The 12,893-nt window shown below is 67.8% G+C and carries 12 protein-coding genes; 2 read left to right on the plus strand and 10 right to left on the minus strand.

Annotation, left to right across the window (positions count from 1 at the left end; all coding sequences use genetic code 11):
• Positions 1–19 precede the first annotated feature (19 nt).
• The gene (locus tag MMG85_RS02660) at positions 20–715 is read left to right on the plus strand and encodes a M90 family metallopeptidase (RefSeq protein WP_241044593.1); all 696 of its coding nucleotides are present in this window, start codon (positions 20–22) and stop codon (positions 713–715) included.
• Between the two features lies 1 nt (position 716).
• On the opposite strand, the gene MMG85_RS02665 is transcribed toward MMG85_RS02660, so the two are convergent.
• The 3 genes from MMG85_RS02665 to MMG85_RS02675 form a co-directional block, all read right to left on the minus strand.
• Positions 717–2,171 carry a sensor histidine kinase gene (locus tag MMG85_RS02665; RefSeq protein ID WP_082563091.1) on the minus strand — a complete coding sequence of 485 codons (1,455 nt, stop codon included), beginning with the start codon at positions 2,169–2,171 and terminating at the stop codon, positions 717–719.
• A gap of 28 nt (positions 2,172–2,199) precedes the next feature.
• Positions 2,200–2,886: a response regulator transcription factor gene (locus MMG85_RS02670; protein ID WP_055937106.1), complete on the minus strand. Its 687-nt coding sequence runs from the start codon at positions 2,884–2,886 to the stop codon at positions 2,200–2,202.
• A gap of 76 nt (positions 2,887–2,962) precedes the next feature.
• Positions 2,963–3,208, minus strand: a complete 246-nt coding sequence (locus MMG85_RS02675) for a hypothetical protein (protein WP_241044595.1) — start codon at positions 3,206–3,208, stop codon at positions 2,963–2,965.
• A 9-nt stretch (positions 3,209–3,217) separates the two neighbouring features.
• Here MMG85_RS02675 and MMG85_RS02680 point away from each other — a divergent pair, with 9 nt between their 5' ends.
• On the plus strand, positions 3,218–3,400 hold the full coding sequence (locus MMG85_RS02680) for a hypothetical protein (protein ID WP_241044596.1): 183 nt from the start codon (positions 3,218–3,220) through the stop codon (positions 3,398–3,400).
• Between the two features lie 117 nt (positions 3,401–3,517).
• On the opposite strand, the gene MMG85_RS02685 is transcribed toward MMG85_RS02680, so the two are convergent.
• From MMG85_RS02685 to MMG85_RS02715, 7 genes are all read right to left on the minus strand, one after another.
• Positions 3,518–4,441, minus strand: coding sequence for an arginine deiminase-related protein (locus tag MMG85_RS02685; protein WP_241044597.1), 924 nt, complete (start codon positions 4,439–4,441; stop codon positions 3,518–3,520).
• A gap of 2 nt (positions 4,442–4,443) precedes the next feature.
• Entirely contained in the window at positions 4,444–5,442 is a 999-nt protein-coding gene (gene dusA / locus MMG85_RS02690; protein ID WP_241044599.1) for a tRNA dihydrouridine(20/20a) synthase DusA, read from the minus strand.
• Positions 5,443–5,608: 166 nt separating this feature from the next.
• Positions 5,609–6,172 (minus strand): hypothetical protein, encoded by a 564-nt coding sequence (locus MMG85_RS02695; protein WP_241044601.1) that lies wholly within the window; start codon positions 6,170–6,172, stop codon positions 5,609–5,611.
• 15 nt (positions 6,173–6,187) lie between these two features.
• Positions 6,188–7,579: a hypothetical protein gene (locus MMG85_RS02700; RefSeq protein WP_241044602.1), complete on the minus strand. Its 1,392-nt coding sequence runs from the start codon at positions 7,577–7,579 to the stop codon at positions 6,188–6,190.
• Positions 7,545–8,204: a lysozyme inhibitor LprI family protein gene (locus tag MMG85_RS02705; protein WP_241044603.1), complete on the minus strand. Its 660-nt coding sequence runs from the start codon at positions 8,202–8,204 to the stop codon at positions 7,545–7,547. Before MMG85_RS02705 ends, MMG85_RS02700 begins: the two co-directional genes overlap by 35 nt.
• 278 nt (positions 8,205–8,482) lie before the next feature.
• On the minus strand, positions 8,483–9,208 hold the full coding sequence (locus MMG85_RS02710; RefSeq protein WP_241044604.1) for a response regulator transcription factor: 726 nt from the start codon (positions 9,206–9,208) through the stop codon (positions 8,483–8,485).
• Positions 9,205–11,847 carry a sensor histidine kinase KdpD gene (locus tag MMG85_RS02715; RefSeq protein WP_241044605.1) on the minus strand — a complete coding sequence of 881 codons (2,643 nt, stop codon included), beginning with the start codon at positions 11,845–11,847 and terminating at the stop codon, positions 9,205–9,207. Before MMG85_RS02715 ends, MMG85_RS02710 begins: the two co-directional genes overlap by 4 nt.
• Positions 11,848–12,893 lie beyond the last annotated feature (1,046 nt).

Below are 12,893 nucleotides of genomic sequence, written 5' to 3' on the forward strand. Positions count from 1 at the left end.
AGACACCCTCTGGCAGCACGTGCGTGCCGCGACCCCCTGGGTGGCGGCGCTGGACGATGCGCGCGCCGACCGCCTGCGTGCGCTGACCGCGCGCTTCCTGCACCAGAAGACCATCACCCCGCTGGCCGGACTGAGCCTGGACGAGGGCCAGCGCGCGCAACTGGCGGCGCTGTGCTGCCTGCCGCTGCTGGAATTCGGCGAAGGCGGACTGCGCGGCTGGTCGCAGCTGATCGTCTACCCGGATGCCTTCCGCGTGCAGCGCACGCATACCGATGCGGCCGGCGTGTTGCACGAGTGGGAAGACGACCTGGCGGGCGAGGCCTGGGACCAGGGACCGTTGATCCTGTCATGGGCCGACGTGCAGGCCGACATCGCCGAACCCGACGCCGGCTTCTGCGTGGCCGTGCACGAGATGGCGCACAAGCTGGACGTGCTGGACGGCGAGCTCGACGGTACGCCGCCGTTGCCGGATGCCTGGCATGGCCGCTGGGCACGCGACTTCCAGCGCGCCTACGACGACTTCCGCATGCAGGTCGACCTGGGCCGCGACACCGCCATCGACCCTTATGCGGCGGAAGCGCCGGAGGAATTCTTCGCCGTGGTCACCGAGTACCACTTCTCCGCGCCCGATGTGCTGGCCGAGGCCATGCCGGAGGTGGCGGCGCACCTGCAGCGCTTCTACGGCCCGTCGCCGATGGCGGTCGCGCGCGCCTGAGTCAGAGGCCGGGCGGCAGGCGCACTTCGAAACGTGCGCCGCCCAGTTCTTCCGAACGCCGTACCTGCAGCTCGCCGCGATAGTCGCGGATCAGGTCCTGCACGATCGACAGGCCGATGCCGTGGCCCTGCACGCGCTCGTCGCCGCGCACGCCACGCTGGAGCACCTTGGCCACGTCGTCCTCGGCGATGCCGGGACCATCGTCGTCCACCGCGATGAACACGCCCGGCCGCCGCTGCGGCGCCGTCGCGCCCACCCTCACCGTCAGCAGCACGCGCGAGCGCGCCCACTTGAACGCATTCTCCAGCAGGTTGCCGATCAACTCCTGCAGGTCGCCGGTCTCGCCATGGAACCGCGCGCGCGGATCGATCTCGAACTCGCAGATCACACCCTTCGTCGCGTACACCTTTTCGAGACCGCGCACGATCTCTTCGGCATGCGGCTCGATTTCCACCGCAGCGGAGAACAGCTTGTGCCCGCTCGATGCCGCCCGCGCCAGCTGGTACGACACCAGGTTGTTCATGCGCTTGAGCTGCACGTCCAGTTCCTCGCGCAACGCCTGTGGATCGCCGCCGCCGCTGTCCAGCTGCGTGCGCAGCACCGCGATGGGTGTCTTCAGGCTGTGGGCCAGGTCGGCCAGCGTGTTGCGCTGGCGCTCCAGATTCTCGCGCTCGCTCTCGATGAAGGCGTTGATGCTGTCGGTCAGCGGCTCGAGTTCGCGCGGGTGGCGCTCGGTCATGCCCGACAGCTCACCGCGCTGCACGCGGCTGAGTTCGAAGATCACCCGCTGCAGCGGGCGCAGGCTCCAGCGCAGCACCAGCATCTGCAACAGCAGCAGGATCACGCCGGCACCGCCCAGATAGACCCACAGCGAACCACGGAACACGCGGATCTGCGCACTCAGCGCCTGCGCGTCCTCGAAGATGTAGATGCTGTAGGGAATCTCGGGATGCTGGTGGGTCGCCGGCCAGGCGTACCCCACGCCATAGCGGTAGGCCTGGCTGTCGCTGCCGTCGGCGCGCCGGATCGGCAGCGGCCCCTCGAACGACTCCTCCAGCGCGCCCAGCATGCGCGGGACCGGCAGCTCGGGGCCCAGCGTGGAGTTGGACCCCCACGGCGGCACGCCCTGCAGCACCACCTGCGCGTAGATGCCGCTGTCGGGCATGTCGAAGCGCGGATCGGGCGTGTTGTAGGGCGGGATCAGCGTGCCGTTGCGCCCGAACTCCACCTTGTCGGTGTAGTACAGCGCATAGCTCTTCAGGCGTTGCCGCAGGTTGTCCTCGGCGGTATCGACGAAGGCGCGGTCGAGCGCATAGCCGGCCAGGGCGAGGAAGGCGAGCAGCGCCAGGCTGGCCGCCAGCAACTGGCGTGCGCGCAACGAGCGCGGCCGCCAGCCGTCGAACCGGTCACGGCCGACGGGGGCGGCAGGTGCGGCGCCGGAGGGTGGCGCAGGCATCAAGTGCAGGCGATGCCGGCGCGGGGCATCAGCCTTCGCCGCTGCGCGGGATGGCGAAGCGGTAGCCGCGACCGCGCACGGTCTCGATCGGCTTCAACTCGCCGTCCGGATCCAGCTTCTTGCGCAGGCGGCCGATGAAGACTTCCAGCACGTTGGAGTCGCGGTCGAAGTCCTGCTGGTAGATGTGCTCGGTCAGGTCGGCCTTCGAGACCAGCTCGCCGGCGTGCATCATCAAGTACTCCAGCACCTTGTACTCGTAGCTGGTGAGGTCGACGTTGCTGCCGTTGACGCTGACGGTCTGCGCGGCCAGGTCGAGCGCCACCGGACCGCATTCCAGCGTCGGCTTGCTCCAGCCGGCCGCGCGGCGCAGCAGCGCGTTGACGCGCGCCAGCAGCTCTTCCACGTGGAACGGCTTGACCAGGTAATCGTCGGCGCCCTGCTTCAGGCCCTCGACCTTGTCCTGCCAGCTGGAACGCGCGGTCAGGATCAACACCGGGAACTTCTTGCCTTCGTCGCGCAGGGCCTTGATCAGCTCCATGCCCGACATCTTGGGCAGGCCGAGATCGATGATGCCCACGTCGAACGGCACTTCGCGACCCATGTACAGGCCTTCCTCGCCATCCTGGGCCGCGTCCACCGCAAAGCCTTCGCGCTTGAGGCGCGCGGCAAGGGTTTCACGCAGGGGGGCTTCGTCTTCGACCAGCAGGATACGCATGGACTCTCCTTGGGAATGCGGCGCGGCATCGGACCGCGCGGGACGTGCTCTGTTGAGCCTTGGATTCTACGTAAGACTACGGGCGCGGGGGGTTATCGCCGCGTGCAGACTGCGGCGGCGGCGCGATGTCGCGGCGCGGACGCACGGGCGAGCCGAAGTCGCGGCGCGACGGGCCCATGTCGTCCTGCGTCTGCGTGCGCACGCGGCCCCGCTCATCGATGTACTTGACGCGTGTGACATCGCGTCCGTCGTACTGCATGCGTTCGACGCTCAGCACCTGGTTGCCCGATTCGCTGCGCACGCGGCGCACCGAATCCGACATGGAGCTGCGATGGCCACGATCGTCACTGCGCGGCGCGCCGCGTTCGCGGGGCGGCGCATCGCCGCGGCCGCCCTCATCCTGCGCCTGCACCCCAGGGGTGCCGGCGAGGGCAGCGAAGACCGCGAGGGCAACGGCGGCAAGAGTGGGGGCACGAAAACGCATAACGGAATCGTAACGGAACTGGGTTCTTGAAACTGAACGGAACCCGAAACCGCCTCTGGAGAATGGAAGTGAAGTCTTGGACCCGGGCAGTGAATCGGTTCTGAATTTATCCACAGGTCGACGCGCCGCATTCAGCCAGCTGAATGGTCAGAAAACCTCGGCCACACAACACCTTAGCGAGCCCCCGCCCGCCTCGATCGCGTCCAGCGCCACGCTGTGCACCGCCAGACCCATCGCCTCCAGCCGGGCGGTCGTGACCGGCCGCAGGGCCTCGTGGGCGCGCCGGCTCATCCACACCTTGCCGGGCGCCAGCGCGATGGCGTTGCCGGCGAAGGCCGCCTGCTCGGCGTCGGTCAGCTCGACCACACCGCCCGGGTACAGCGCCTCCAGCGCCGGGATCAGCGCCGGCGCATCCACGCCGCCCGGATGGACCAGCGCCGCGCGACCTGCCAGCACCGCCAGCAGGACGTTGGTGTGGTATTCGCCCGGGGCCAGGTCGAACAGCAACGTGGCGCGCAGGCCGAAGGCCTCGTGCATCCGCGCCGCACCCGCCTCGTCGCAGCGCTCGGACAGGCCGCAGAAACCGATGCCGCGGGCGCGGTCGATCACCAGCGCACCGGTCAGCTCGCAGGGATGGGGCTGGGTGGACAGGTCGACTTCGGCATAGCCCAGCGTGTCGCGGAAGAAACGGCGGATGTCCGACCGCTCCGCTTCCCGCTGGCGCACTTCATGCCGCATCCGTGCGACGATCAGGCGCGCCTCGCCGTCGACACGCGTGGTGGCGAAGACGTTGTTGGGAAACACCGCATCCGGCGTTGCTTCGTCGCCGGGAAAGCACACCACCGGCACGTCCTGCGCCAGCGCGCGGTGCAGCGCATGGTGCTCGCGCAGCGCCCTGCCGGCGTCGAACGCGACGGCATCGGCCATGTAGCGGTTGTCCTGCGCCGACTGCTCGGCCCGCACGAAGCCGTCCGGCGACACCAGGAACGCCGCCCGCGCCGTCGCCGGGCCGAAATCCGACGCCAGCGTGCGCGCACGCGCGACGAAGGCGGCGACGTCGCGCGTGATCATGCTCAGGCCGCCGGCCGCAGTTCGCGCACGGTCGCGGCGAGCGCCTGCTCGACCAGCGACCAGTCCGCGCCGGGCTTGTGCGCGCCCTCGCTGAGGATCTGGCGGAACGCCCGCCCGCCGGGCTGCGCATGGAACAGGCCCAGCACGTGCCGGGTCAGGTGCTTCAGCGCCACGCCCTCGGCGAGTTGCGCCTCCACGTAGGGCCGCCACGCGCGCAGCAGGTCGGCGCGCGGGCGCATCTGCCCGCCGAACAGCGCGACCTGCATTTCATGCAATACGTACGGTTCGTGGTACGCCGCGCGACCGATCATCACGCCATCGGTGTGTTGCAGGTGCTCTTGCACCTGCACCGTGGTGGTGATGCCGCCGTTGATGGCCACCGTCAGCTCGGGCCGCTCGCGCTTGAGCCGATACGCCCAGTCGTAGCGCAGTGGCGGAATCTCGCGGTTCTCCTTCGGCGACAGGCCCTGCAGCCACGCCTTGCGCGCATGCACGAAGAACGTGTGGCAGCCGGTGCCAGCGACGGTGTCGATAAAGGCGCGGAACAGGTCGTAATCCTCCTGCTCGTCCACGCCGAGACGGCATTTCACCGTCACCGGGATGTCAACGGCCTCGATCATCGCCGCCACGCAGTCGGACACCAGCGCCGGCTCCTTCATGAGGCACGCACCGAAGCGCCCCGCCTGCACGCGATCGGACGGGCAGCCGACGTTGAGGTTCACCTCGTCGTAGCCCCATTCCTGCGCGATACGCGCGGCCTGCGCCAGATGCGCCGGCTCGCTGCCGCCGAGCTGCACGGCGACGGGGTGCTCAACGGCATCGAAGCCCAGCAACCGGTCGCGGTCGCCATGGATCACCGCCTGCGCATGCACCATCTCGGTGTACAGCCGCGCGTTGGGCGCCAGCAGCCGGTGGAACACACGGCAGTAGGTATCCGTCCAGTCCATCATCGGGGCGACCGAGAGGCGGAGGGCTTCGTGGGGAATGCGGGGGGACCTCATGCCGTCATTGTACCTTGGGGCTACTTTGAGCCTCCGAGCGGACCACCCCCAGGGACCGCGGTTGGGGTGAACGAAGTGAAGTCCAACACCATATGCATCGGGCACCCCGATGTTGGGCATCGCAGGCTCAGCCCAACCTATTGCGCTGAAGGGACAGGTCAACAGGTCAGTCTCTGGGCCTCACCGGCCTGTACTTCCCGCCGATCGGTTCCGCCTTGAGGTCGACATTGGCGCAAATCCTCTTCTCACCACAGGGCACGAAATCAGCCTGATTGACCGCCTCTACCCATGTCAGCTCCGCCCTCGCGCCCGCTGACTTGTCGTTCCAGTAGGTTCCCCAGGCGGCGATGCCAACGAACGCCAGTACCGTACACATCGTCAGGCCGCCGATGCCTGTCACCATCCACTTGCGCCGTTCGGCGTTGAATGCTTCCCGCTCGGCCTGCAACTGCAGCGCGACGCGTGCAATCGACTTCGCATCAGCGTCCAGCAACGCATGGACAGGCGCGATGGCCCGATCCAACGAGTGCCTCACGTCATTTGCTACCTGATTCTTGACGCCGTCAGCCACCGTGCTCGCCAAGCCCTGCCCTTGCGAGAGCATCGCGTTTGCGCTGCCTTCCAGCGAAGCGGCACCCCGCTCCATCCTGGCTGACGCGGCCTCGGCACGATCAGCGAAGTGCTTCATCACCAGCCCCAGCTTTGCCAACTTTTCTTCGTCTTGCTCCATGTCTCGCTCCCTCCATCACATCGACAATACGGGACCCGTGGACGTTGGCCGTTGCTCCGCGGCGTCCCGCTCGCCGGCCTGGGGTTGCACTTCCGTGCGACGCGTCTCGGCCTGCCACTGCGCTGCTGCGGCCGCGATCTCGCGCTGAAACTGCAGCCCGGCCGGGCTACGGCCGTACTCCGTCAATGACGCATCCATTGCCTTCTCATCCTTGTTGACCGCTGCGTCGTATAGACGGTCGAGCAACGTAGTGGGCGAGTCTTGCACCTGCACTTGATCGGGGTGCCGCACACCGTCAGGCACCTGGGGGAGAAAGCGCAGTCCTTCCGTGTGGTCGGGCATGTCCACCGCACGGCCTTCCCGGCGCTGCATCGGGATTCCGTTCCGATCCCAGCCTTCCCGGGTCATGACAAAGATGTCTGCGGCAGGGCTGGTGACGGTCAGCTCCCGGGCGCGGCTCAACGTGATCGAGGACATTTCCTGCACGGCATTCGGCCGCGCCGCACGAATCCTGGCGTCCCTCGCTGGCTCATGGTTGTCCACGTGTTCAAGGATCGTGCGTCCTGCGGCAGGGCTGCGCAGCATCGCATCGAGCAGTTGCACATCAGGGCTGTTGTTGAAGCTCTCGTACAGTGACGGGTTGCCACGCTCATGAACCTCGCGGCGCCATGCCTGGGCCAGCCTCCCCTCACCGAGTTCCAGGGCGTTCATCAGTTGAGCTCCCGCGATGGCATTGTCCCGCCCCGTCACGATCGCGTGACGCGCGCTGGCGCTCAACCCACGGATACCCTCTCCTCCAATCCAGTCGCGTGTCGCCTCCGCGCTCAGTTCATTGCTCTCCAGATGGTCGATCAGCCGTTCCCCGCGCCTCTCGTTCTGGTTGTAAAGCTTCATTGACTGGGCAACGATTTCTGTTGCTTCTGCGGGATCTGTCCGGCGCAGATCGCGCAGCCATTCGATGCGGGAGAGGGGCTCACCGACGTTCTGCCACTTCTTGTCGATCTGCTCCTGATTCAGAGAGCTCACCAGCTCACGGCCCAGGTCAGAGCGCAGATAGTCGTTCAGGCGCGACTGTTCTTCCACACTCAACGCATTGCCTGACTGGCCGCGGGTCTGCAGCCGTCGGGTGAGATCCGTCACTTCCGCAGGCGAGAAGTGCCTGTCCGGGCTGGCCCATGCCTGGTAGCCGGATATCAGGTCGTGCACCTTCTCGCCACGCCCCGGCTGGCCAAAGTCCCACTGCACGATGCCGACGCTCCAGCCGGAGTTTCCGCTGCTGTGTGTCAGGCTCAGTGCAGGGTAAGTGCCGATCTCGGATGCGCGTCCGACGGCGTTGTAGGCGATCGCATCGAACGTCGTGCGGTCCAGCGGGTCATAAGTCCGGGGTTCTTGATTTCTGTTCGTCATTGGCGGCTCCCTCCGCAAACAGGTTGGACATCACCTCATCAATTTCCTTGATGCGCGCCTCGGTCATGAGGGCGCGGCACACTTCGATCAGCCCGGGAAGGTCCGGACGCGACATGCCTTCAAGCATGGGCGTCAGCCCGCAGTGCGCGTCCCGATACGCTCGCCAGGCGCTGTCAGCGGCTGCATAGGCGCCTTCCGCATCCTTCAAGTAGCCAGGCTGTTCGTGCTCGTAGGAGCCATACGCAGTGCGCATGGCCTGCAGCAGGGCTTCGCCTGCCTTCTTGAGCCGTACCTCTGTCCGGTGCATGCGGGCATAAGGCGCGCAGCTGTAGAGTCGCGCCGCTTCGCACTCGGCCAGTGTGGCTTCGTCATAGCGGGCGTAGCACGACTCCTTGTCCGCTAGCGCTAGCGCATCACAGTCCTTCACCACCGACATGCCTTCCGCGGTGGTCGCGATGATGGAAGCAGCGGTTGACGTCGGGGATAGCGTCCCAGCATGTCCGTCATCAACCACGTGTACCGGAGTGGCCGAAGCAGCGGGAATAGTCGCCTTGTACTTTGCCGCCTCAGGCGAAGGCACTGAAGCACACCCCGGTCCTGTTGCCAGAAGCAGCGCGCTTGCCATGAAAATTCTTCGCGATCCACCCAACATCATCCTTGTCCTCGCGTCGCTGGGGCTGACCCATGGTGTTGCGACATCGCGGGCGGGTCAACCGTCGCGCGCTTTGGAGGTGGCTGCACATGTGCGATCCGGCCTTCACGGACCGAACCCATCCATTGGTTGGGGGTGGATTTTCTCGGCTAGCCCCGCACTTCCTCATCGGGCCGACAGACAAGCTCGCCGTGACGCACGGAATGTGAGTCCGTACTTGAATTGCCGCCGGGACGTCAGGTTCCCCTACGTCAGCTCCCCCCCACAAACCTCAACCCCACCCCCGGCTCCGTCGCGATATACCGCGGCGCCGTCGCATCATCGCCGAGCTTCTGCCGCAACTTGCCCACCAGGATGCGCAGGTAATGCGTGTCGTGCTGGTGGTCGGGGCCCCAGAGTTCGCGCAGCAGTTGCGGTTGGGTGACCACGCGGCCAGGGTGTTGCAGCAGCAAGGCGAGCAGGGCGAATTCCTTGCGGCTCAAGGCCACGGCCTCGCCTGCCAGGGTTACTTCGCGGCGGCCGAGGTCGACGTGCAGGTGGCCGTCGTCGAACAGGGGCATGGCCGCGTCGCTGGCGGCGATGCGCGTGCGCAGCAGGCCGCGGACGCGTGCCATCAGTTCCTGCACGCCGAACGGCTTGGTGACGTAATCGTTGGCACCGCCGTCCAGTGCCGCGACTTTCTCCGCCTCGCCATCGCGCACGGTCAGCATGATCACCGGCACCTGCGACCACTGCCGCAGTTCGCGCAGCACCTCGTGGCCATCCAGATCGGGCAGGCCGATGTCCAGCACCACCAGGTCGGCCCCCTGCGCGGCCAGGTCGGCCAGACCCGCGTGGCCGCTATCGGCCAACGCCACCACATACCCCTGCGCGCGCAGGCTGATGTCGAGGAAGCGCCGGATCTGCGGCTCGTCGTCGATCACCAGGATGCGCGCCGGCGGTGCGGACGTGGCGGGCGGTGGCGCGCTGTAGGTCAAGCCGGTGCCTGTGGCGTGGGAGTGAGCAGCGGCAGGGTAATCCGGATCACCGTACCGCGGCCATCCGGCCCGGGCAGCGCCTGCACGCTGCCGCCGTGCGCGCCCACCATGCCCTGGCAGATCGCCAGGCCCAGCCCGGTACCGTGGCGACCGCGGTCGCCGCGCTCCACGCTGTAGAACATGTCGAAGATGCGGCTGCGCTCGTCTTCCGGAATGCCCGGCCCGCGATCACGCACGTCGATGCGCAGCGCGCCGTCGACGAGCTTCGCTTCCACCTGCACCGGTTCGCCGGGCGGGGAGAACTTGCCCGCGTTCTCCAGCACGTTGAACACCGCCTGCTCGATCAGCGCCGGATGTACCCAGATCGTCGGCACGTCGGGCGCGACCGTGATCTGCACGCGCACCTCCGGCTGGTAGCGCTGCAGGCGCGACACCGCCGAGCCCAGCAGTTCGTCCACCCCGATCCAGTCGCGGTTGAGGGTCAGACCGCTGTGGCCCAGGCGGGTCATGTCGAGCAGGTTCTGGATGTAGCGGTCCAGCCGCTCGCCTTCCTGCTGGATGGTGTCGAGCAGGCTGCGGCGATCGTCGCCGCCCATCGCATCCCAGTAACTGGCCAGGCTGCTGGCGGAGCCGATCATCGAGGCCAGCGGCGAGCGCAGGTCGTGCGAGACCGACGACAGCAACGCCGAGCGCAGGCGCTCGGTCTCGCCGCCGACGCGCGCATCCTCCAGTTCGGCGACCAAGCGCGTGCGCAGCACCGCCTGCGCGATGTCCTCGGCCATCGCCTCGGCCAGCCGCCGCTGTTCCGGCAGCAGCCGGGACGACGCATCGAAGCGCAGCCCCAGCACGCCCAGCGTGCTGCCCTCGCCGCGCAACGGCAGGAACCAGCGGCCCGCGCCGGCCAGCGTGTCGGTATGGCGACCGGTCGCCTGCCCGTGCTGCTGCGCCCAGTCGGCGGCGGCGCGCTCGATGTCGGGCAGCAGGGCATCCGCCGGTTCCTCGCGTCCCTGCACGCGCAGCCATGCATCGACGGACAGCGCGCGCTCCAGCGCCTTGCGCCCGGCGGCCAGCACCTGCCCCAGGTCGGCGGCCGCGGCGAGTTCGCGGCCCAGCGCCTGCAGCGCCGTGGCGTGCACGTTGGCCGCGCGCAGCGCCACCACCTGCATGCGCAGGCGCGAGGCCAGCCGTCCCGCCACCAGTGCCGCCACCAGGAACAGGAACACCGTGGTCACGCCCTGGCGCGCGCCGATGTTGAAGGTGAAGCGCGGCTCGATGAAGAAGAAGTTGTAGGCCAGGAAGCTCAGCAGCGCGGCCACCACCGCGGCGGACATCCGCGTGCGCGCCGCCACCAGCACCACCGCCACGATGAACACCATCGACAGGTCTTCCAGCCCCACCCAGCTCTCGGCCAGCCACGCCACGCCCACCGCCAGCAGCGAGGCCAGCGCGGCGAAGCCGACATCGCTGCGCGACCACCCGCCGCGTGTCTCGCCGCTCATGCGGCGCGCGCGGGCGCGCGCTTCCGGCGTGCTGATGATGACCAACTCGTAGTGCGCGCCGCGCTGCAGGATCTGCTGGGTCAGCGTGCGGTTGAACATGCGTGCCACCGGCCGCTCGCGCGTGCGCCCCAGCACCAGCGTCGAGGCGCCGTTCTGCGCGGCATGGTCGAGCAGCGCGTCGGCGATGCGGGTGCCGCGCAGGACCTCCGCCTCGGCTCCCAGCCGCCGCGCCAGTGCGAACGCCTGGTCGATCTCGCGCTGGCGGGCGGCATCGGCGCTGTCGGACTGCACCGTCACCACGCTCCACGGCGCGTCACGCCGCTCGGCGATGCGACGCGCGGCGCGCACCAGATACTCCGACGATCCCAGCCCGTCGATGGCGACCAGCACGCGCCGGCGCAGCGGCAGGCCCGGCAGGCCGCGCGCGGCCTGGTCCTCGCGCAGGTCGCTGTCCACGCGGTCGGCGGCGGTCTGCATGGCCAGTTCGCGCAACGCGATCAGGTTCGACGGCGAGAAGAACGCCTGCAGCGCCTGCGATGCCTGTTCCGGCAGGTACACCTTGCCCTGGTGCAGCCGCTCGATCAGCTCGCGTGGCGGCAGGTCGACCAGCACGATGTCGCGCAGGCGGTCGAACACGGCGTCCGGCACGGTCTCACTGACCCGCACGCCGGTGATCCGGTGGACCACGTCGTTGAGGCTTTCCAGATGCTGGATGTTGATCGTCGTATGCACGTCGATGCCGGCATCGAGCAGTTCGATCACATCCTGCCAGCGCCGCTCGTGGCGGCTGCCGGGCGCATTGCGGTGGGCCAGTTCGTCGACCAGCGCGATCTGCGGGCGACGCGCCAGCAGCGCGTCCAGGTCCATCTCGTCCAGCCAGCGGCCGTGGTACTCCATCCGCCGGCGCGGCAGGATCTCCAGCCCGTCGGTCAGCGCGGCGGTCTCGCCCCGCCCGTGCGTCTCGACGATCCCGACGACGACGTCCTTTCCCTGCCGGCGCAGTTCGCGGGCCCGCGACAGCATGGTGTAGGTCTTGCCCACGCCGGGTGCGGCGCCCAGGAAGATGGTCAACCGCCCGCCCTGCTCGCGTTGCAGGTGGTCGATCAGGGCGTCGGCCTGGCGGTCGCGGGGGTCGGTCATCGGACTATTCTGCCTGTTGTCATGTCACGTCGAACGGTGGCGGATCGCGGTAGCGCGGCGCCTGCTGCCTGGCGCGGGGCGGCGAGCGGCGGCGGCGAGGCGGAAAGCTTCGATGGCGGACCGAAAAGCCTCGTGGGCAAGGCTTGCTGCTTCTGCTGCGAGGCTTTTTGCTTCGGCCGCGAGGCTCTCCGCTTCGGCCGCCAGGACATGTTCCTTGTCATCTCACCGAAAAGCCTCGCGCAGGCACCTTTCTGGTGCGAAGTCAGAAGAAGAAAGCCTCGTCGTCTCACCTTCGAGCCTCGTGCGCGAGGCTTTTTGCTTTGCCGTCTCACCTTTGCACCTTGCGAGAGAGGCTTTTTGCTTCGTCGTCTCACCTTTGAGTCTTGCGCGCGAGGCTTTTTGCTTCGCAGTCTCACCTTTGAGCCTTGAGCGCGAGACTTTTTGCTTCGTCGTCTCACCTTTGAGCTTCGTGCACGAGGCGTTCTGCTTCGACTGCGACCCTTTGTGGTTCGGCCGTGGGGTGTTCTCTTTCGACACCCGCCCGTTTTGCGCCACAACACTCGACACATCGTTCACTGACGAGCATCGCGGCGCCGTCTGCCCCTCACCCGCCTTCGGCACCCTCTCCCCGCAGGCGGGGAGAGGGGTACTGCATTTCCACATCGCGGGGAAACACCCTTCTCCCCGCCTGCGGGGAGAAGGTGCCCGGCGGGCGGATGAGGGGCAAGCGGAGAGGCATCGCTGTCTGATCACGCAACCTCTCCACATGCGCACACGCCGTTTGCCGACACTCGATACGCCTTGCACCTGCCGGGATCGCGGCGCCGTCTGCCCCTCACCCGCCTTCGGCACCCTTATCTCTTGGCGATCTGCCAGATTAGATGCCGAGAGCCGGCGTGGTCGAGCGTCACACCTTGGGTGCTACGACCGCGGGAGAGCAAGCTCGCCACGCCGGAATCTCCCTGCACACGCCCGAACAGTTGCTCGAGTAGGCGCTCGTAACGATAAGGCTGGGCCGCATGGGAGGACTCTCGACCCTGGCAGCT

The sequence above is a fragment of the Pseudoxanthomonas sp. LH2527 genome (assembly GCF_022539275.1).
GTDB lineage: Bacteria > Pseudomonadota > Gammaproteobacteria > Xanthomonadales > Xanthomonadaceae > Pseudoxanthomonas_A.

Bases quoted from the DNA above. Each gene is read 5' to 3' on its own strand.
- MMG85_RS02665 (WP_082563091.1), bottom strand. From the start codon at position 2,171: ATGCCTGCGCCACCCTCCGGCGCCGCACCTGCCGCCCCCGTCGGCCGT.
- MMG85_RS02670 (WP_055937106.1), bottom strand. From the start codon at position 2,886: ATGCGTATCCTGCTGGTCGAAGACGAAGCCCCCCTGCGTGAAACCCTT.
- MMG85_RS02675 (WP_241044595.1), bottom strand. From the start codon at position 3,208: ATGTCGGATTCGGTGCGCCGCGTGCGCAGCGAATCGGGCAACCAGGTG.
- MMG85_RS02680 (WP_241044596.1), top strand. From the start codon at position 3,218: ATGGCCACGATCGTCACTGCGCGGCGCGCCGCGTTCGCGGGGCGGCGC.
- MMG85_RS02685 (WP_241044597.1), bottom strand. From the start codon at position 4,441: ATGATCACGCGCGACGTCGCCGCCTTCGTCGCGCGTGCGCGCACGCTG.
- dusA (WP_241044599.1), bottom strand. From the start codon at position 5,442: ATGAGGTCCCCCCGCATTCCCCACGAAGCCCTCCGCCTCTCGGTCGCC.
- MMG85_RS02695 (WP_241044601.1), bottom strand. From the start codon at position 6,172: ATGGAGCAAGACGAAGAAAAGTTGGCAAAGCTGGGGCTGGTGATGAAG.
- MMG85_RS02700 (WP_241044602.1), bottom strand. From the start codon at position 7,579: ATGACGAACAGAAATCAAGAACCCCGGACTTATGACCCGCTGGACCGC.
- MMG85_RS02705 (WP_241044603.1), bottom strand. From the start codon at position 8,204: ATGGCAAGCGCGCTGCTTCTGGCAACAGGACCGGGGTGTGCTTCAGTG.
- MMG85_RS02715 (WP_241044605.1), bottom strand. From the start codon at position 11,847: ATGACCGACCCCCGCGACCGCCAGGCCGACGCCCTGATCGACCACCTG.